Origin of the sequence: Clostridium sp. MT-14, from assembly GCF_042436595.1 — a bacterium.
Taxonomy (GTDB): Bacteria; Bacillota; Clostridia; order Clostridiales; family Clostridiaceae; genus Clostridium_B; species Clostridium_B aromativorans.
In genome coordinates, this window is record NZ_JBHMIY010000009.1 from 11,881 (window position 1) to 31,987 (window position 20,107).

Here is a 20,107-nt window from a genome sequence, read left to right on the forward strand (position 1 = left end):
GATTTATAGTTCCCCGCTTTCAAATCCTATAGTTAAAATGGTTTTACTATTTTTATCAACTTTAAAAAGTTCACTTATTCTATATCCAACTACCCATCCAATTTTGTCGCCAAAACATATTAATTGGACGTTATCCCTTGTGTCTTTGGGTACCTTTAAATCTATAAAAAGATCTTTTAGTTTCTTTTTCCCTGTCATTCCAAGTGGTATTATCCTATCCCCCTTTTTTCTATTCCTCAACACTATATCTCCCTGTATCTTATCATAATCAAAATATTGAATAAACCTATTTTGATTATAGCTCACATATCCTCCCATGTCAGTTAGTTTCAAATAGATTCTTGAATTAATATTCGGAATGTAATTGCACCCAATTTTCAATTTATATTGTTCCGAGCAGAATTTATTAGTTTTCATTGTATTTTTTCTTATTATTATATTACCATAGTCATTCACTGCTAAAATATTATGCGGAAGCATCAGCTCTTTACCTGTGGAATGTTTTTGAATATCTATTATGCCAAGTATATGAACTTTTTCAAAGTCTATCAAACTTTTAGCTATACTTTTTAATGAAAACCTAACTATTCTAGTTAATATGGCTTTTTTCTCTAAAAATGCCTCCTTAAATATTATAACCTTTTCTGGCTTTATATCACAATATTTTTTAAATTTTTCCCTTGAAATATATTCTAAATAGTCATTATCTACTTTTATTGTCTCCGAAAATCTATTTAATACTTCAATTATATCCTTATTAAAATTTTTCTGTATATATGGTATAAGCTCTAATCTTATTTTGTTTCTGGAATATACCGTTTCAAAATTAGTCTTATCAACTCTGGGTTGAAGGTTATTATCACTGCAATATTTTTCAATTTCAGTTCTGGTATTATGTATTAGTGGTCTTACAAAGATGTCATCTCTTATCGGTCTTATCCCAATAAGTCCATTTAATCCAGCTCCCCTTATAATTCTCATTAAGATCGTTTCTGCCTGATCATTAGCATTATGTGCTATAGCTATCTTTTGAGCTCCCAGCTCAATTTTAAGTCTTTTAAAAAACTTATATCTTTCTTCTCTTCCTGCACTTTCACAGGAAATATTCCTCTTTTTAGCTATACTATCTATATCTATCTTTAAGCTTTTAAATTCAATTTCTAGGTTTTTACAAAATCTTTTTACATATAATTCATCCTCATCAGCCTCAATACCCCTCAGACAATGATTTACATGGGCTGCAACCAGTGTAATATTTAATTTCTTACGTAAAATATATAATATATGTAACAGGCATATAGAATCTGGCCCTCCCGACACAGCCACTATTACTTTATCATTGCTATTAAACATCTTATTTTTTTTTATAGTATTCAATACAGATTCTATCAAAACAAGCACTTCCCAAATCAAAAATCTTTATCATAATATGTTATTACATTATACCATAAATATATTATTTTTTGTGGTCAAATAGTATACTACCTATTTAGGCTGTTGATCCTATAAATCATCAACAGCCCAACTCTTATAATATAAAAAATTCTCAATTCTATCATCATCATATCCCATTAATAAAGACTATATATTTTTTCAACTATCACTGTCATATCATCCTTTATTTTTCCGCCAGACAATTCTTTAGCTCTGTCAATTATTTTCTGACACATTTCTTTTGGATCTGTGCAATCCAACTTTTTTAAAAATTCCACCATCCACTGAAAATTCCCCGTAGTTTCACTGTCATAATCCAGTACTCCATCACTTACCATTACTACAAAATCTCCATTAATTATTCTTTTGTCGGTTATATCTATATCCGGTTTATCCAATACCCCTATAGGAAGAGTTTTGGATTTTATAACTATTATGTCATCTCCCCTTTTTATAAAGCTAGCTGCTGCCCCCATCTTTATAAAATTTATCTCCCCTTCATATAAATTCACACTACTTAAATCCAAAGTGGAAAATTTTTCATCCTCATTAAATTTAATACCCATGATAGAATTCACTGTATTAATGGCAGTCATTTTTTTAAACCCTGAATTAGTAAACTTTTCTATAAGTTCAACTGTAGCAGTGCTCTCTTGACCTGCCTGAGGCCCCGAACCCATGCCATCACTTATTATTGTCATATATGTCCCGTCTGGCAATTTGCCAAAGCTATAACTATCTCCATTATATTTTTCACCATCTTTGCAATTTCCACTGACATAAGTTGCTACATGATATTTAGGCATTTCCTCAAAAGTTATACTGCAGGTACCCATAGAATAATTTATATTGCACCCCTTATCATTTACACACATTAATTTGCCTGAAACACTATTTATAAGTGGCAGCACATCCTTCATGCACTTTTGTTTCCCTCCACAAGCTTCCATAGATAAATTCACAATTAGATGATTTTTTCTATCATTAAAACAAAATACATCTTTATAACGTATATTTTCCTTATTTAAAATTCTTCGGATATCATTTTCAATTTCAGGATTAAATTTTATATCAGAATCAAAATCTTCCGCTATTTCTGCCACTGTTCTGCCCATGTTTTCTATCTGAGACGCTAGAAGTTCCCTGCATTCTCCCAGTCTTATTCTCCACATCTCATCCACAATATAATTGTTTATGATTTCCTCAGTATTTTTCATTAGAAGGGTTCGCTTAATACATTTCCTTTGAATTTCCTCTGGAATATGTTTTTTATTTTCCTGATAATTTTGTATTAATTCCACAAATGCATTATAGGTATAAAAAGTTTCTCTTCTCCAGCACATGGACTTCATATCACAGCTCGTGCAAACCCTATCTGCTAAATTTTCCACAAGAGCACTGCTCTTATTTTTCATAGCCAGTTTATCATTTTCAGCCAGTTCAGCTAGAACAGATGACATATTAACAAGCACACCAGAGAAGTTGTCCAATTTTTTTGTGAAAATAGATTTGATTTTGCCTGCATAATTTTCTTTTAAATATTCCTGCTTTTTCCGGCAATCCAACTCCAATTCCACCTTTTTATATATTCCTTTAGGTATGGCAAGGAATATAATGCAGCTTATAATTACCTCTATAATTTTAAATTCGGCACCTATATTAGAATACATCTTCAATATAGCAAAGGCTACAATATAAGCTGAACCACTAAACCATTTACCTGTTTCTCTAAATACACCTGATACAAGCCCACATAACCCATAAACTGCAGTGTAAATTATCACATCATTAGAGGTAACTCCTATAATAGTTCCCATTGCCACCCCTGCTGCTGCACCTGAAGTACTTCCTTTTACATAACCTAATATGAGAATAAAACTCAAGGCTATTATATTCCTAATGGATATTCCGCCTATACTGCTTCCCCAAGTTCCCGCTATAATTAAAGATATAGTTATAGCCATGCTAATTATCTCTTCACTGTTATATAAATGCCGCGTTTTTGATTTTTTAAAGCATATTATAGAATAGCTAATAATATAATATAATGAGAAGATACATAGAATTTCAAAAACGGAATTAAATGCAGCTACTCCAGCAGTTAATTTAACTACAATAAGTTTATAAAAAAAGAATTCTAAAAATGTAGTTGAAAACAACCAAACAAGCTTCTTATTTTTATCTATACTTTTTAAAATATAATTCAACAAAGCTAATGTGACAGTTATTGTACAGTATACTGGTAAATACTTTACATTTCCATATATAGATATATATCCGAGAAGCGTGCCAAGAGCTGCTGCTAGTGAAGGTATCTGCTTTTCACACGCCGCTATTGATATGAAAAATGCTATTCCAAAAGGTGCCATAAGATTTACCATCATAACTCTTCCCACTAAGAAACCTGCTAAAAAGTAAAATGCCAGTTTAATAATAAGATCTAGATTTTTAAATTTACTCTTTTTCCTCTCACTACTTATTTTTTTTGTTCGTTGATAAGGAAAAACTTCTGCTCCGTATTGCATCAATATCACCCCACCCTATAAAATCACTTTCTTTATTATAGCAATATCTTATGGAAATAAATGTCAGAAGGTGAGGTGTATTCATATTTTTTTTAGGACATTAATTTCTATGTTTTTTCTATAATTTTCCTTTTAGACAATTAGGCTTAAAAAATACCATTGAATTTTAATATATGTACTGGAAAATTTTTTTATCCACATGTAATCATCAATATTTATCTACAATGTTTATAATTCTACTTATATTATAAAATCCACAAAATCCAATGTAGAACTTTGTGTATAAATGTTTATTATTTAAACATAAAAGGACTTGTTAAATTTAACAAGTCCTTACTATTGGTAGCGGAAATAGGAATTGAACCTATGACACTTCGGGTATGAACCGAATGCTCTCGCCATCTGAGCTATTCCGCCATATTATATACAATTGGTTGCGGGGAAAGGATTTGAACCTCCGACCTTCGGGTTATGAGCCCGACGAGCTACCAGCTGCTCCACCCCGCGTCATTATTCTGGTGCTGAAGACCGGAATCGAACCGGTACGGGTTTTAAAGCCCGCAGGATTTTAAGTCCTGTGCGTCTGCCTGTTCCGCCACTCCAGCAATATTTAACAGTTTCTCAACTTGACGACATAAGTTATTATATATGATAAATAGAATATTGTCAACAATTTTATAAAACTTTTATTTTAAAACAAAAGAGGTCATCTGCAGACCTCTTTAAATTTATAATCAATAATTAGACGATTTTTTATAACCTTTTCCTTTAGAATCCTGATGTTTTTTTATGTCTTGAAATCTCTCTTCACTATCTTTTAAAAACTTAGATAACCTGTCTTCAAAACTGCCTTGATTTTGCTTGTTATTTTCCTTTTGCCAGTCTATCTCTAATGGTCTCAAACTCTTCTTATCTTGATCTACTTGCTTCATAGATAAACTTATCTTGCCATTATCATCGATAGAAATCACCTTAACTTTTACCTTATCCTTTTCCTTTAAATAGTCCCTTATATTTTTAACATAAGTATCTGATACCTCAGATATATGGACTAACCCAGTTTTACCCTCAACTTCTACAAAGGCTCCAAAACTAGTAATATTGACTACCGTACCTTCTAGTATGCTTCCTGCCTTCAAGGTCATATTAAAAAGACTCCTCCTTAAAAATAATACTTATATACTAATATTTTACTCTTCTAGTTTTAATAGAGTAGGACTTCTTGGATCTTGCCCAAAAATTTTTCCTGCTTCCACAATTATTTATCCTCCATCATCCTGCAGATATAATTTAAAAATTCTGCTATAGTTTTTTATAATATAATTCATTTATTATTATCTATTACAGGAGTTTCACCTTGTTTAATAAGACCCAACTTCTCTCTGGCTAATTTTTCTATATATATGTCAGATGCAGACATTTTAATTTCATCCTGTAATTTTTGGTTTTTTACCTTCAGCTTTTGTTCTTCAGTTTTTCTCTCGACTATTTGCTTTTTTATATTCTGCATAGTAATCTGCTGGCTTACGAATATATAGCCTATGTATAAAACTAACAGTAAAAAGAATATATTCTTCCATTTAACCTTTATCTTCAACAATAATCACCAGTTTCTTTAATTAAAACTTTTATCTAAACTATATTAGATGCCTATGAGAACATAATCTTATCTTCAATTATCACAAATAACATTATATTTATATTGTAATTTGATTTTTAATTTTCTTCAAGTTAATTCTTATAATTTCTTTTATTTTTTTTCTTAATTATATAAATAACGTACTGAAAAAAATATACTAGAGTATTTAAAATTACCCTGAATACCCTTCCCAATATTCTAAACAATTTTTCATAAAAGCCTATAAATATGCGGCTAAAAATTTTTAAATACAAATATATACCCACTGCCAATAAAATGTATACATACATTCTTAAATAAGCATAATTAGTATACATCAAAAATACAAATACAATTACAGCTGTAAACAACCAAAATAGAGTGTCTTCTATAAACATTATTATTTTATTTAAGCCACTTAATCCCCTTATTAACCTGTAAAAATCAAACAGCACCCCAGTTATTATTCCTGCCATAATACTAAACAATATAATTCTGACCTGATCACCTATTGATATAATCATAATAATCCTAACTACTTAAACATTTTAGACAATAAATTATGCTTTTTCTTCTTAGGCTCATTATTTATATAAACACAGGAATTTATAGTGCCTATTATACTAACATCACCATTTTGGACATCTAATTTATTCATCTTTAAATCTTTACCCTTAATATCAAGAATTCCAAGATTGGTATTTAACGATATTTGATCCTCATTAAAACTTATAACTTCAATAATACCTGTTAGTATTAACTTTTTCCTATTTTCAAGACTTAGTAGGCTCTTTTTGTCTTCAAGCTTTATTTCTTTTTTCTCCATAAAACATCCCCTCCACCTATAATAAATATATGTGGCTGGAATAATTTATATTACTTTCTATTTCACATCTTTTGTCTCCGCAATTATTTTATACATATTTTGAACATCTTCCTTTTTAACATAATTTTTAACATTTAAAATTTTTGCTTTAAGACTATTGTTTGCATATATGATTTCTATTACGTCTCCCTCTTTGATCTCAGTGCTAGGTTTTGCCACTTTACCGTTTACTATAACCCTTCCACTTTCACAGGCTTCTTTTGCAACGGTTCTTCTCTTTATTATTCTAGATACTTTAAGATATTTATCTAACCTCATGCAAATTCTCCTTTTTAAAGCAGAAAACCCAGATTTTCATCCAGGTTTTCTGAAAATATATTATTTATTTACTTTATCTTTAAATTCTTTACCCGCTTTAAATACAGGAACTGTTGACTCTGGTATGTTTATCTCCTCTTTAGTTCTAGGATTCCTTCCCATTCTAGCAGCTCTTTTTCTCACTTCAAATGTTCCAAATCCAACTAATTGAACTTTTTCCTTTTTTTCAAGTGTTTCCTCTACACTTTCTATAAATCCCTTTAAAGCTGCCTCTGCATCTTTCTTCGTTAACTTTGACTTTTCTGCTATACTAGCAATTAATTCTGATTTATTCACCTTTTTTACCTCCTCTTATTTTCATAGACATATGTGCAAAATCATGCAAATATCTTTACAAATTACTCCCAATTAAATTCAATTAGGAACTATAGAAAGTAATAAACATTCATGTATTCGTACAAAAACAACTAACCTTTAACTTATGTATATTGCATACGTAATTAAATTATTTATCACTTACTATATTTAATTATAATATATATAGCCATATTCTGCACTAATTTATAAACTCCTTCTTTTTTTTGCATATAAAACTCAGATTTATTTATTTTTAGATTCCTCCCAAAGTTTATCCATTTCCTCTAATGTCATATCCATCATATCTAAACCATGAGCCATAGCACTTTTCTCTATATATGCAAAACGTTTTATAAATTTCTCTATAGTATAATTTAATGCAAATTCAGGGTCGATGTCAAGGAATCTTGCTACATTTACACATGCAAATATTAAATCCCCTATTTCTTCTACTATTTTTACCTTTTCTTCACTTTTATATACATTTTTTACTTCATAATATTCCTCTAAAACTTTATCCAGTGCACTTTCAACTTTGTCCCAATCAAATCCCACATCTGCAGCTTTTTTCTGAACCTTTACTGCTCTCATAAGACCCGGCAAAGTTTTAGCTACATGTATAAGCTCATCTGTATATGTTTTTAAGCCCTGTTCTTCCTTTTTTATAATATTCCAATTCGTAAGTACCTGCTCTGTATTGTCTATATTCTCACTTCCAAATACATGAGGATGCCTATTTATCATCTTATGGCATATGCCATTAATTACATCCCTTATATTAAAAAATCCCTCCTCTTCTCCTATTTGACAGTGAAATATTATCTGAAATAATACATCACCAAGTTCTTCTACAAGATTTGCATCGTCTTTTTCATTTACAGCTTCCATCACCTCATAACTTTCTTCTATAAGATATTTTTTTAAGCTGTCGTGATTTTGCCCTTTATCCCAAGGGCATCCTGTATCACTTCTTAATTTCTTCATTATATCCAATAAATCCTTTAAATCATATGTAATTTCTAAATTTTTAGGTATATAAACTGTTGTTAAATAATCTATATCGCTTTGCCTATCTAACTCATATAATTTTATTTTCCTTATAATCTCACTGTTTTTAATTCCTGCAGACTTTATAAAATATATTTCAATATCATCTCCATAGTACTCCATCAAGGCCAATTTAACCTGGGATGCAATTAATTTATCGTACACTTGGGTTATTATGATACCAGTTCTTTTGTCCAGCATCTGATTTTTTATGTTAAAAGCATCAATTATTTTCAACCCGTCGCCAGCATCTATATTCAGTCTCTCTATAATAGTATCTATAAAACTGACTGACGGTACTATATCTATATCCAAAGATCTTTTTCTGCATAGTTCTATCAATAATTGAACTGACTTTTCCGCTACTAGAGGATGACCTGGAACTCCATAGGCTATCTGTTTGAACTTTTCATCTTTTTGTACCAAATCCTCTGCAATAGATTTATATACATCTTCAAATTTATCTTTGTCTTTGTACATATAGTCATAGGTATGAAAACTTATGCCTAATTTTTTTAAATAATTTACAGTGGGATGTTTTTCTGTTCTCAAATAGACTTCATCTGAATTTTTAAGTATATTTACGGCACCCAAGGTAAGAGATTCTACTGAGCCTGGACCTAGGCCTACTACCTTAATCATTTGTAAACCTCCTTATCTTTTTAAAAATTTACTTTTTATATAGTTATACCTAAATATTTTAAATATAACTATAAGCGGAATATAGATGATCAATCCTGAAATTATAGCCAGAAAACATGCTATTCTACTGCTTACTGTATAATTATAGACGCACATATAGATAATTACAACAGCTATTATCATAAAAATAGAAGCAAAGGCGGGTTTAACTACGATTTCAAAATAATTTACATCTATTTTTAATTTTCTAACAAGAAATATTATATTTAAAATACAAGTCAGAACATAGCCTGCTATGCTTCCACAAATGGCTCCATAAATATTTACATGGGGAATTGCTACTAAAAATGAAGTCAAAATTACTTTTACAATACATCCTAAAGATAGATTGAGTACAGGCCTAATATAATATCCTACCCCTTGTAATATAGCGGTAGATGTCTGCACCAATATTATAAATGGTATTGATAGTGCAGAATACTGAAGTATACTAGAACCGGCAGATTGACCTGGAAATATCAAATCTAAAATCGGATAAGCCAAAGTATACAATCCAAGCATAGAAGGAAGAGCAATCACCATAGAAAGTCTAAAGGATAAATCCACCTTGTTAATCACATCTAATTTTCTATTTAATATGTGTGATTCTGCAATTATAGGCATTAAGGAGGCACATAATGCAGCTGATATAGTAAGAGGTATGTTTATCAATATAAATGCTTTTCCCGTAAGTTGTCCATATAATATTGCTGCATCTTTATATGTAAAACCTGCTTCTAATAACTTCTGAGGCACCAGTGCCGAATCTATAAGACTCATTATACTACTGACGGCAGCCCCTAAAGATACTGGAATTGCTATATACAACAGTCTGCTCAGTATATCTTTGTTATCTGCCACTTTAACATTTATTTCTTTTCTTATAGGAATATATTTTATTATTAAATATATTCCCCCAAATAATCCACCTGCAGCTGCCCCCAAAGCCGCTCCACCTGCAGAATATTCTATGCCTTTAGGTAAAAGCAAGTATGCAAGTCCAACTCCAACTACCACTCTTCCTATCTGCTCTATAATCTGAGATACAGCGGTATAGTTCATATTTTGAAGTCCCTGAAAAAAGCCTCTAAATGCACTCATTATAGATATGAACATAGGTGCAAAGGCTATAGCTACCAGTGAATAGTAGGACTTTCTATCCCATTTTAGAAAATGTATAATTGGATTTGAGAATATAAGAAGCACTGCCGTAAAACCTGTTCCTAAAATGAACATTAAAAGTAAAGACTTTCTCAATACTTGAATAATACCTTTATAATCCCCAAGTGCATTTTTTTCCGATACCATTTTAGATACAGCCACAGGTATACCCGATGCAGCTGCAACAAAAAACATATAAAGGGGGAAAGACATCTGATAATATCCCACCCCTTCATCTCCCACTAGCATTTGAAGTGGCCATCTAAAAAATAATCCTAGAAATTTGGATATTATACCTGCTGCTCCTAATATAATCGTACCTTTTATAAGTGACTGTTTTTTCATAAAAATACCTCCAAATTGCTATAGTTGCAAATAATTTATTTCCATGTTTATAATTATTTAAAATTTGAAAGTATTATTACTTTAAGTGAATATTTTTTATATCACAGTCAATACTTCTTTAATAGATTAAATGACTGTTACACTGAGATGAAGTTTGCCCATAAAAAAATGGCAGCTAATGCCGCCATTTTTTCCTATTGTTCCATTTGCTTTCCAAGAAATGAAGATGCTGTTTCAGCCAGCTTAGTTTCCACATTGCCAAATTTAGCTTCCTCTTTGGATGCTATTATTACAGCTCCAATAGCATCTCCACCAGATATTATAGGGCATATAACTTGAGCAGAATATTTTCCCTGAATATCTTCATCATCATATATGGGTATAATTCCTTTTCCTTCAGAAGCTGAAACTGTCTTTCTATCATCTATTAATTTTTCCAATTCTGAACTTATTTTTTTATCCACATATTCCTTTTTAGGAGCTCCACTTATGGATACAACACTATCTTTATCACATATCATAATTATATGACCTACAGTCTGCTGTAGTGATTCAGTATATCCCTTGGAAAAATCACTGAGCTCACCAATAGGCGAATACTTTTTTAATATAACGCCTCCTTCTCTGTCCGTAAATATCTCTAAAGGATCCCCCTCTCTTATTCTAAGTGTTCTTCTTATTTCCTTCGGTATGACAACTCTACCTAGGTCGTCTATACGTCTAACAATTCCTGTTGCTTTCATGTTTAGAATTCCTCCTCAAAAATAATAATATATAACTTGTATTAATATTATTTTTCTAAATATGAAATTTTATACACAATTGTTATTTAAATTATAAAATTAAAGAGAACTATGACATAAATCATCATAATTCCCTATATGGTACTTATATGTAAAATATATATTTACATAATATTTTTTTCCTTTTTGGTTATACTTGCAGCATTTTTCCACTGCTGTAATTTCTGGGAAACCAGTTTGCTTTTTTGATCACTTTCCAGTTGTTTTTTTATCTCATCTTTAACCTTACTGAGAGGCTTAACAGGATATTTGACTTTATCTATACACTTTATTATATGATATCCGAAACTACTCTGTACCGGATCCGATATTTCTCCTCCTTTTAACGCCTTTGCCCCTGCCATAAACTGAGCGTCATACTGGGAATCATCATATTTTATAGTGCCTAAATCTCCACCCTTATTTTTTGTTGCTGTATCCTGGGAAACTTCTTTCGCAACCTTTGAGAAATCTTCCCCCTTATCCAGCCTTGTCTTTACCTTTTCAGCTTCAGCTTTAGTCTTTACAAGGATATGTGCCAGGTGCATTTTATTGGGCAGTTCCGTATATTTATCCTGATTTGCCTTATAATAATCCTCTATTTGTTTATCTGTTATCTTTATATTTTTTGTAATGCTATCACTTACTTTTTGTTGCATTTGCTGTTCTCTAAGCTGAGATAAATACATGCTTTTAAATGAATCTTCAGTAAATCCCTGAGCTTTTAGTGCCGCATCAAATTGCTCAGTACTATTTCCAAACTGCTGCTTTTTTATTTGGGCAATTTGATTGTTCATATCTGTCTTAAGCTTTTTTTCATCTGGCAAAAGTTTTAACTCTTTAGCCTTCTGTTCAATTATTTTATTTGTAATCATATCCTCAAGTATTTGCTCTTTTTGGCTTTTTATAGTATTTACAGCTTCTTCATTTTTCTCATAATCCTCTCCATATTGCTGTTTAGCCTGACTTAACAGTTGCATGGTATATGGATTTTTGTCTAAATCGCCTCTGGTGATTTTTTCTCCATTAACTACCGCTACAGTACTATTAGCTATAGCTTCTGGCGTTTTTTCTATCATATTACAACCGGCAATTGAGAACATGAACGTCATTATACACATAGCGGTTGCTAACCTTTTTATATTTTTCACAATTATTCCCCCACTCTTTCTATGTTAAAATACAGATTTATTTTAACATAAAAGTATTTTTACCACAAAGCTATTTTTGTTCATATATTTGTAGCATATAATTAATAATTTTCTTAATATCACTTAAAATATTTTCTCTTTTTACATTTTCTAATCTATATCCAAAACCAGGCTTTTTATTCATTTTTAGTACTATTTTTCTTGAATAATTTTTTAAAAGGCCCTTCATTACATTTTGATCCACTCTATTTTGACTTTCAAATGTAAATACAACTTCTCTCTTTACTTCTTTTATCTCCTCTATCCCAAGTTCCTTACCAATACTCCTTATATAGGCTATATCCATAAGATTTTGTACTGAAGATGGTATACTAGAAAATCTATCTTCCAATTCTTCTTTTACATCCAGCATATCATCATAGGAATCTATAGCAGCTATCTTCTTATACACTTCTATTTTCTGAACTTCATTTTTTATATAACTATCCGGTATATAAGCATCTATCTTCAATTCCACAGTAGTCTCCACCGGCTCTTTGTGTATTTCACCTTTTATAAGCTTCACAGTGTCCTCAAGCATTCTACAATATAGATCATACCCTATGGCAGCCATATGTCCATGCTGTGATGCACCCATCATATTGCCTGCCCCTCTTATCTCCAGATCCTTTAAAGCTATCTTAAATCCAGATCCTAACTCTGTAAATTCCTTAATGGCCTTCAGTCTTTTCTCAGCTACTTCTGTCAGAACCTTATCTTTTCTATAAGTCAAGTAACAATAAGCTATTCTATTTGTTCGTCCCACCCTTCCTCTTAATTGATAGAGCTGAGATAACCCCATCTTATCTGAATCATATATTATCATGGTATTTACATTCTGTATATCCATGCCAGTTTCTATAATAGTTGTAGACACAAGAACATCATATTTACCTTTCATAAAATCTATTATTATATTCTCAAGTTCTCTTTCCTGCATTTGGCCATGGGCCACTGCTACTTTGGCCTCTGGAACTAATTTTGATACATAGGCGGCCATTTCTTTTATGTTCTCGACCCTATTGTATACAAAATAAATCTGTCCCTTTCTATTTATTTCTCTGAGCATAGCATCTCTAATCAATTGATCATTGTATTCTACCACATAGGTTTGTATAGGATATCTCTCCTCTGGTGGTGTTTCTATTACACTTATGTCTCTGACTCCTACAAGTGACATGTGGAGAGTTCGCGGTATAGGTGTAGCACTTAAAGTCAATACATCTACATTTTTTCTGATTTTCTTAATTTTTTCTTTATGACTGACGCCAAATCTTTGCTCCTCATCTATTATAAGAAGTCCTAAATCTTTAAATTGAACATCCTTTTGTAATATCCTATGAGTGCCAATTAATATATCCACATTTCCCACCTTCACAGCCTTTATAGTAAGCTTTTGTTGAGCAGGGGTTCTAAACCTACTTATCATATCTATTTTTACAGGAAAATCAGAAAATCTTTGAACGAAATTATTATAATGCTGTTGTGCCAATATAGTAGTTGGAACTAAAAAGGCAACTTGTTTGCCGTCCATTACAGCTTTAAAAGCTGCTCTTACAGCAACTTCAGTTTTACCGTAGCCCACATCACCACAGAGCAATCTATCCATAACTTTATCTGACTCCATATCTTCTTTTATATCCTGAATGGTTGATAATTGATCTGGCGTCTCTTCGTATGGAAATTCATCTTCAAATTGTTTTTGCCAAACGGTATCCTTTGAATATCTATAGCCTTTTAAAGTAGATCTAATAGCATATAATTTTACTAAATCCTCCGCTATCTGCTCTATAGACTTCTTAGCCTTTTTTTTGGCCTTCGCCCATTCCGAGCTTCCTAATTTATTTATTTTGGGAGTTTTACCTTCAGCCCCTATATATTTTTGTACCATATCAAGTTGTTCCACCGGCACATATAATTTGTCATCAGATTCATATACAAGCTCTAGATAATCCTTTTTATGCTCCTGAAATTCCAGTTGTTTTATACCTTTATAAACACCTATTCCATGATTGACATGAACTACAAAATCCCCAGGTTTTAACTCAGTAAAACTTTTGATCTTACCTGCACCCTTTTTCACGGCCTTTTTTATATTCTTTCTCCTAGCTTCTCCAAAGACTTCTTTACTTGAAATAACACTCAACTTGAGCTCTGGATATTCAAAACCCTTTAGCTGGCTTCCAAAAGTTATAACCACTTCCCCAGGCATAATTTCACGTACTACATCCTTATAGCTGCTATCTATATCCCTATCTCTCAAGGTATCAACCAATCTTTCTCCTCTAGGTCTTGTACCTGATAAAATCAATATTCTAAAACCCTTAGATTTTCTATCTCTTATATCTTCAATAAGCAGATCTATTTGTCCATGATAATCATTGAGAGTTATCTGCGAAAAATTTATTACTGATTTGGGTAAAAATGTTTTAACTGATTTGGCAATAGGATCTAATATAATGCTCTTTCTCCTCTTGAGTTCTTCAATTAGCTGAGATTTACCAATGAGCATTTTACTCTGTTTAAGAAGTATATTTCCTCTTTGTAAAAAGCTTTTATAGTTTTCTTCAAATTCAAAATATACACTATTTAATTTTCCCTCGCATCTTTGAACATCATCCATGATTATAAAATAATCCTTTACATAATCAAAAAAAGTTGATGGATTTTCATAAAAATAAGGTAAAAAGCTATCAATAGTTTCAAAATTCCAGCTTTGTTCAAGAACTTCTAAATTTTTTACGGTAATTTCTTTTATTCTCTTAACTGCTTCATTGTCTTTTAATTTTTTTAATTTCTCAACTACTATTGCCAGATCTTCTTTTATTCCCTCTTCCCCGGCTCTAATTCTACTTTTGTCAAGTATAATTTCTCTGGCAGGAAAAATTTCTATACTATCCACTTTTTCAATACTTCTTTGAGATTCCAGATTAAAACTTCTAATAGATTCTATTTGGCTGCCAAACAACTCCAGCCTATATGGTTCCGCAGAAATTGGAGAATATATGTCCATTATACCCCCTCTTATAGAAAACTGGCCTTTTGCATCTACAACTTCACTTCTTTCATATCCACATTGAATTAGTCTTTCTGCAATATCCTTTAAATCTAAGACATCTCCAACGGATACTTTAAACATATATCTTCTATATAATTCTACAGGAATATATACTGAACTCAATGATTCCACACAAGTTATTATAATTTTCTTGCGTGAATTCAATATCTGTCTTATTACCTTCAATCTTTCCCATCTCAAATCTCCAGATATAGCATCTATATTGTAGAATACCACTTCTTTAGTTGGAAAATAATATACCTGAGACAAATAAAAGGATAAATCCTCATACAATTTCCTAGCCTCTACATCACTGTGAGTAACAATCAAGATCGGCTTATCTAAAGTTTCATATATTCCATATGTTAAATAACTTCTCGCAGATTCTGAAAGTCCATACACTCCTATAGGAAATTTATCTCTGGATATTTCCTTTATGACATTTTTAAACTTATCACTTTTTTTAATGGGTTTCATAAGCCCTTCTAATCTCATCCTAACAACCACCCTATAAATTTATTCATCCATCATAACTTAATAAAATTATCTATCACAATATCTACTTACAAATTCCAACTTTAAACATTTTTAATTGAACGCACAATAACCGTCAATCTCTTCCTTATTAGAGAGATTATACGGTTTTTTTTATACTATTTTATTTATACAAACTATAAAAGCAACCCATTGAATCTGTTCATGGCTTCTTCTACGCCATTTTTCAAAATACATTCTACTGCCTCTCGGCTGACCTTTAGAACTTTTTCCATATAAATTTTATCATTTTTAGAAAATCTACCCAAAACATGGGATATAAGCTGACCTTCAGGTTGTCCTATGCCTATCTTCACTCTTACAAATTGATCTGTAGCCAGGTTAAATATTATATTTTTTACCCCGTTATGACCTCCGGCACTTCCATGAGTTTTTATTCTAAGTCTTCCAACAGGAATATCTATATCATCATGTATTATTATTATATTATTGCCCATTATTTTATAAAAATTTACAGCTTCCACCACACTTTCTCCACTCAAGTTCATATAAGTATCTGGTTTTAATAATACAACTTTATTATTTTCTATAATACCTTCTCCACAAGTTCCTTTAAATTTTTTCTTACTTAAAACAATATTGTACTTACTACTTAACAGATCTACAGCATCAAATCCTATATTATGGCGCGTGTGTTCATATTCAATCCCTATATTTCCTAAGCCAACTATTAAAAACATCAATTCACTCCAATCTTACTATTTTATCTTTGATTATCCTTTTGAATTTGAGACAAAGTTATCTGCATTTCTATAATTTCCCCATTTCTCCAAATTTTACCTAAAATTTTTTCTCCTAATTTATGTCCTCCTAATATAGCTTCTATATCTGACATACTCTTTACTTTATTCCCATCTAATTCTATCAGTATATCCGTAGGCTTTATACCCGCCACCGAAGCACCACTGTTTTTCTCCACTTGCTGAATATATATTCCCTGAACTCTATTATCCTGCGATATTACACTCTCTCCATTTATACCTAATTCCGGCCTCGAAACTTGACCATTGCTTATAAGTGACTTTATTATATTTTTTGCCTCGTTTATAGTTATAGCAAAACCAATTCCCTCTACCTTGGAACCAGCACTTAATTTCAGGCTATTTATACCTATGACATAACCCTGTATATTGCAAAGAGGGCCTCCGCTATTCCCTGGATTCATAGCTGCATCAGTCTGAATAACCTTATATATAACTCCATTATACTCTATCTTCCTATTTATTGCACTTATTATACCTGCTGTAACTGAGCCTGGAAATTCTTCGCCTAAAGAATTTCCTATGGCAATAGCAGCATCTCCAACTTTCACTTTAGAAGAATCCCCCAGTTTAGCTATTGGAAGATTTTTTGCATTTACTTTTATTACAGCTAAATCAGACCTTTCATCCACACCAGCTACAGATGCATCCAGTATTTTTCCGCTGGACAATTTAACCATAACTTTATCCGCACCCTGTATTACATGATAATTTGTAACTATATATCCATTTGAATCTATTATTATCCCGGAACCACTCCCTAAATCCTGCAGTCCAAAATAATCTTCTGCTTTATTACTTATACCCACTACTGCTGGACTCACAGCTTCTGCCACCTCAGTTATAGAATTCTCCGACGTATTTCCCGATTTATCTTCCGATTTAGCCCTATTAACATTTTCATTGGATTCAACTACTACCTGATTATTATTAGGTGTATAAATTTTAGTAACTTCCTTTTTACTACTCATATAAGCTCCAGATAATCCTCCCGAAACAGCAGCTATCAGAATAAAGCAACACATTTTCCCTAATTTCACCATATTTGATCTTCTCTTGCTATTTATAAATTTTATTTTTGCTTTACTGGACTCTACGTTTTCCCATGAAACATCCTTTATGTTATCATATCTGTTGTTATCATCCATTAAATACACCTCATAATATCTAAAATCTAGAATTATTATAATAAAAAAGTTTTACACAAATATGAACAAAATAAAATAATTTGTTAAACTCTTTTCAAAGTAAAAGTAAACATAACCCCATTAGGTTCCTTATTCTCAGCCCATATATCTTCGCCTAGTTGGGTAAGGATGCTCCTTACAATAGGAAGTCCAAGCCCTGTACTTATTTTTGAAGTCCTGGATTTATCACGCTTATAGAATCTATCCCATATATATTTCATATCAGGCTCTGGTATATTAGAGCCATCATTATATATGGATACCAATACCTTCTCGCTTTTTATCTTAGTAAAAATCTTTATATTTCCATCTTGATTTACATATTTAATAGCATTATCGATTAAATTCGTAACTACCTGGGTTATTCTATCCTTGTCTGCTGCCACATAGAGTTTATCATCTTCTAAAAGTACATCTACTTTCAATCTCTTTTCATTTATTCTGGTCTCAAATTTTATAACACATAATCTTATAACTTCATTTATGTCCACCTTTTCTATTCTAAGCTTAAGCTGTCCCGATTCAATAGTCGACAAATCCAGGAGATCATTTACAAGCCTGGTAAGCCTCTGTATCTCAGAATAAGTTACAGATAGATAGTAATTTTGTTTCTCCGCTGGAATAACTCCATCAATCATTCCTCCAATAAAACCTTTTATAGATGTTATTGGAGATCTTATTTCATGAGATACATTGGATATAAATTCCCTTCTGTTTTTTTCCACTTGTTGCAGGGAATCTGCCATACTGTTGAAAGACTTCGCTAACTCACCAATTTCGTCGTCTGATTTAACCTCGACTCTCTTCTCCACTTCACCCCTGGATATTTTATCCGCAGCATAATTTATTACTTTAAGCGGCTTTATTATTATTCTCTGGGACAAATAATAAATTACAAAACAGCATATTATAATGGCAAAAACTGCTGACATCCATATGATTTCATATACTCTTATGAGGGGTCCCTTTAATTCATCTATTGATGTATGCATCATTATGGCACCCTTAAAAACTTTATTTGAAAAAATTGGTATTTCAAAAGTATGGACTGGACCCGTAAATACACTTGAATAGGTCTCACTCTTATCTACTGTTTTGTTTTCTCTAAGTTCCTTTAGATCACTGGTAACTATTTGTTTTGATGTAGCTATTAATTTTTTGTGTTCACTTTTTGAAACAGAATATACATATCCATAATTATCCACAAGCCATATGTCTGCTGATAGATAATTTCCTATATAAGTTAAAGTTTCATTTATGTCATCTACTGTTAAGTTTCCATCTAAATATTGAATAGCCTTATATTTTATAAATTGAGATTCTCTGAGCAATTCACTTTCTCTCTTTTTAAAATAATATCCTTCAAACCAATAGGATAAAAAAGCCGCTGTCATTACAAAACTCACTATAATAATTGCAATAAATGCAGCCATAAGTTTTGAAAATAACCCCTTTTTCATCTATTTCACCTCAAATTTATACCCTACACCCCATACTGTTTCTATTTGCCAGTTAGGCCCTCCTTGAAGTTTTTCTCTAAGCCTTTTAATATGAACATCCACTGTTCTAGAGTCTCCCGGATAATCATATCCCCAAACTTCACACAATAACTGTTCTCTAGTAAATACCCTGTTTTTATTATTAGCCAGATAATACAGCAATTCAAATTCCTTGGGAGGCATCTTTATTTCTTCATTTTTATATATAACTGTGTATGAATTTATATCAATTGTCAATTGTTCAAATTTAAGTACCTCTCTATTATCATTATCTACAGTATATCTTCTCAACACCGCTTTAATTCTGGCCAACATTTCTTTGGCTTCAAAAGGTTTTACTATATAATCATCTGCCCCTAGTTCAAGTCCTAAAACTTTATCAAAAGTCTCTCCTTTGGCAGTGAGCATAATCACAGGAATTTGAGATTCTTTCCTTATCCACTTAAGCACATCTATGCCATCTATATTGGGAAGCATTATATCCAATAACACTAAGTCCGGTTTATATTCTAGAAATAGAGTTTCTGCTGATTTTCCATCATTTGCAATTTGTGTTTTATATCCTGCACTCTCCAAATACATCTTTATTACTTCACAAATATTTTCATCATCATCTACAATCAAAATTTTACCTATTGAGCCCTCCATCATCATCCTCCTAATCACTTTCTATCCATAGTATTTATTATTAATTATATTTCCCAATCAATTACACTAATATTTTACATTTAATTATTAATTATCTACAATTAAATTTATCACA

Annotated in this window: 17 protein-coding genes and 3 tRNA genes; all 20 read right to left on the reverse strand. The window is 31.5% G+C overall.

Annotated elements, in window-relative coordinates; genetic code table 11:
- Positions 1-3: 3 nt before the first annotated feature.
- Entirely contained in the window at positions 4-1,392 is a 1,389-nt protein-coding gene (tilS, locus tag ACFHWD_RS08410; RefSeq protein WP_179978175.1) for a tRNA lysidine(34) synthetase TilS, read from the reverse strand.
- 179 nt (positions 1,393-1,571) lie between these two features.
- The gene (gene spoIIE / locus ACFHWD_RS08415) at positions 1,572-3,959 is read right to left on the reverse strand and encodes a stage II sporulation protein E (protein ID WP_179978353.1); all 2,388 of its coding nucleotides are present in this window, start codon (positions 3,957-3,959) and stop codon (positions 1,572-1,574) included.
- A 340-nt stretch (positions 3,960-4,299) separates the two neighbouring features.
- Positions 4,300-4,376, reverse strand: a tRNA-Met gene (locus ACFHWD_RS08420).
- 14 nt (positions 4,377-4,390) lie between these two features.
- A tRNA-Met gene (locus ACFHWD_RS08425) sits at positions 4,391-4,466 on the reverse strand.
- Positions 4,467-4,475: 9 nt separating this feature from the next.
- Positions 4,476-4,564: transfer RNA gene (locus ACFHWD_RS08430), tRNA-Leu, on the reverse strand.
- Between the two features lie 129 nt (positions 4,565-4,693).
- Complete coding sequence (locus ACFHWD_RS08435; RefSeq protein ID WP_150357801.1) at positions 4,694-5,104, reverse strand: S1 domain-containing RNA-binding protein; 411 nt, start codon at positions 5,102-5,104, stop codon at positions 4,694-4,696.
- Positions 5,105-5,283: 179 nt separating this feature from the next.
- The gene (locus tag ACFHWD_RS08440) at positions 5,284-5,556 is read right to left on the reverse strand and encodes a septum formation initiator family protein (RefSeq protein ID WP_378061404.1); all 273 of its coding nucleotides are present in this window, start codon (positions 5,554-5,556) and stop codon (positions 5,284-5,286) included.
- Positions 5,557-5,690: 134 nt separating this feature from the next.
- A complete protein-coding gene (yabQ, locus tag ACFHWD_RS08445) occupies positions 5,691-6,101 on the reverse strand; it encodes a spore cortex biosynthesis protein YabQ (RefSeq protein ID WP_150357797.1) in 411 nt (136 codons plus the stop codon).
- 11 nt (positions 6,102-6,112) lie between these two features.
- Positions 6,113-6,403, reverse strand: a complete 291-nt coding sequence (gene yabP / locus ACFHWD_RS08450) for a sporulation protein YabP (protein ID WP_150357795.1) — start codon at positions 6,401-6,403, stop codon at positions 6,113-6,115.
- Positions 6,404-6,460: 57 nt separating this feature from the next.
- Complete coding sequence (locus tag ACFHWD_RS08455; RefSeq protein WP_150357793.1) at positions 6,461-6,721, reverse strand: RNA-binding S4 domain-containing protein; 261 nt, start codon at positions 6,719-6,721, stop codon at positions 6,461-6,463.
- Between the two features lie 60 nt (positions 6,722-6,781).
- Positions 6,782-7,057 carry an HU family DNA-binding protein gene (locus ACFHWD_RS08460; RefSeq protein ID WP_150357791.1) on the reverse strand — a complete coding sequence of 92 codons (276 nt, stop codon included), beginning with the start codon at positions 7,055-7,057 and terminating at the stop codon, positions 6,782-6,784.
- A gap of 264 nt (positions 7,058-7,321) precedes the next feature.
- Positions 7,322-8,767 (reverse strand): nucleoside triphosphate pyrophosphohydrolase, encoded by a 1,446-nt coding sequence (mazG, locus tag ACFHWD_RS08465; RefSeq protein ID WP_150357789.1) that lies wholly within the window; start codon positions 8,765-8,767, stop codon positions 7,322-7,324.
- 12 nt (positions 8,768-8,779) lie between these two features.
- A complete protein-coding gene (locus ACFHWD_RS08470; RefSeq protein WP_179978177.1) occupies positions 8,780-10,312 on the reverse strand; it encodes a polysaccharide biosynthesis protein in 1,533 nt (510 codons plus the stop codon).
- A 194-nt stretch (positions 10,313-10,506) separates the two neighbouring features.
- Positions 10,507-11,055 carry a stage V sporulation protein T gene (spoVT, locus tag ACFHWD_RS08475; RefSeq protein WP_150357785.1) on the reverse strand — a complete coding sequence of 183 codons (549 nt, stop codon included), beginning with the start codon at positions 11,053-11,055 and terminating at the stop codon, positions 10,507-10,509.
- A 164-nt stretch (positions 11,056-11,219) separates the two neighbouring features.
- Positions 11,220-12,245 carry a peptidylprolyl isomerase gene (locus tag ACFHWD_RS08480; RefSeq protein WP_179978178.1) on the reverse strand — a complete coding sequence of 342 codons (1,026 nt, stop codon included), beginning with the start codon at positions 12,243-12,245 and terminating at the stop codon, positions 11,220-11,222.
- Positions 12,246-12,315: 70 nt separating this feature from the next.
- Positions 12,316-15,837: a transcription-repair coupling factor gene (gene mfd, locus ACFHWD_RS08485; protein WP_378061409.1), complete on the reverse strand. Its 3,522-nt coding sequence runs from the start codon at positions 15,835-15,837 to the stop codon at positions 12,316-12,318.
- A gap of 176 nt (positions 15,838-16,013) precedes the next feature.
- Entirely contained in the window at positions 16,014-16,577 is a 564-nt protein-coding gene (gene pth, locus ACFHWD_RS08490; protein ID WP_150357221.1) for an aminoacyl-tRNA hydrolase, read from the reverse strand.
- A 23-nt stretch (positions 16,578-16,600) separates the two neighbouring features.
- Positions 16,601-17,806, reverse strand: a complete 1,206-nt coding sequence (locus tag ACFHWD_RS08495) for a S1C family serine protease (RefSeq protein ID WP_150357220.1) — start codon at positions 17,804-17,806, stop codon at positions 16,601-16,603.
- A gap of 83 nt (positions 17,807-17,889) precedes the next feature.
- Positions 17,890-19,305, reverse strand: coding sequence for a HAMP domain-containing sensor histidine kinase (locus ACFHWD_RS08500; RefSeq protein ID WP_179978180.1), 1,416 nt, complete (start codon positions 19,303-19,305; stop codon positions 17,890-17,892).
- Positions 19,306-19,992 (reverse strand): response regulator transcription factor, encoded by a 687-nt coding sequence (locus ACFHWD_RS08505; RefSeq protein WP_150357218.1) that lies wholly within the window; start codon positions 19,990-19,992, stop codon positions 19,306-19,308.
- Positions 19,993-20,107 lie beyond the last annotated feature (115 nt).

Coding starts and splice junctions, on each gene's coding strand:
- yabQ (WP_150357797.1), bottom strand. CDS start 6,101: ATGATTATATCAATAGGTGATCAGGTCAGAATTATATTGTTTAGTATT.
- ACFHWD_RS08470 (WP_179978177.1), bottom strand. CDS start 10,312: ATGAAAAAACAGTCACTTATAAAAGGTACGATTATATTAGGAGCAGCA.
- ACFHWD_RS08435 (WP_150357801.1), bottom strand. CDS start 5,104: ATGACCTTGAAGGCAGGAAGCATACTAGAAGGTACGGTAGTCAATATT.
- ACFHWD_RS08505 (WP_150357218.1), bottom strand. CDS start 19,992: ATGGAGGGCTCAATAGGTAAAATTTTGATTGTAGATGATGATGAAAAT.
- ACFHWD_RS08495 (WP_150357220.1), bottom strand. CDS start 17,806: ATGGATGATAACAACAGATATGATAACATAAAGGATGTTTCATGGGAA.
- pth (WP_150357221.1), bottom strand. CDS start 16,577: ATGTTTTTAATAGTTGGCTTAGGAAATATAGGGATTGAATATGAACAC.
- ACFHWD_RS08455 (WP_150357793.1), bottom strand. CDS start 6,721: ATGAGGTTAGATAAATATCTTAAAGTATCTAGAATAATAAAGAGAAGA.
- spoVT (WP_150357785.1), bottom strand. CDS start 11,055: ATGAAAGCAACAGGAATTGTTAGACGTATAGACGACCTAGGTAGAGTT.
- mfd (WP_378061409.1), bottom strand. CDS start 15,837: ATGAGATTAGAAGGGCTTATGAAACCCATTAAAAAAAGTGATAAGTTT.
- ACFHWD_RS08500 (WP_179978180.1), bottom strand. CDS start 19,305: ATGAAAAAGGGGTTATTTTCAAAACTTATGGCTGCATTTATTGCAATT.
- yabP (WP_150357795.1), bottom strand. CDS start 6,403: ATGGAGAAAAAAGAAATAAAGCTTGAAGACAAAAAGAGCCTACTAAGT.
- spoIIE (WP_179978353.1), bottom strand. CDS start 3,959: ATGCAATACGGAGCAGAAGTTTTTCCTTATCAACGAACAAAAAAAATA.
- mazG (WP_150357789.1), bottom strand. CDS start 8,767: ATGATTAAGGTAGTAGGCCTAGGTCCAGGCTCAGTAGAATCTCTTACC.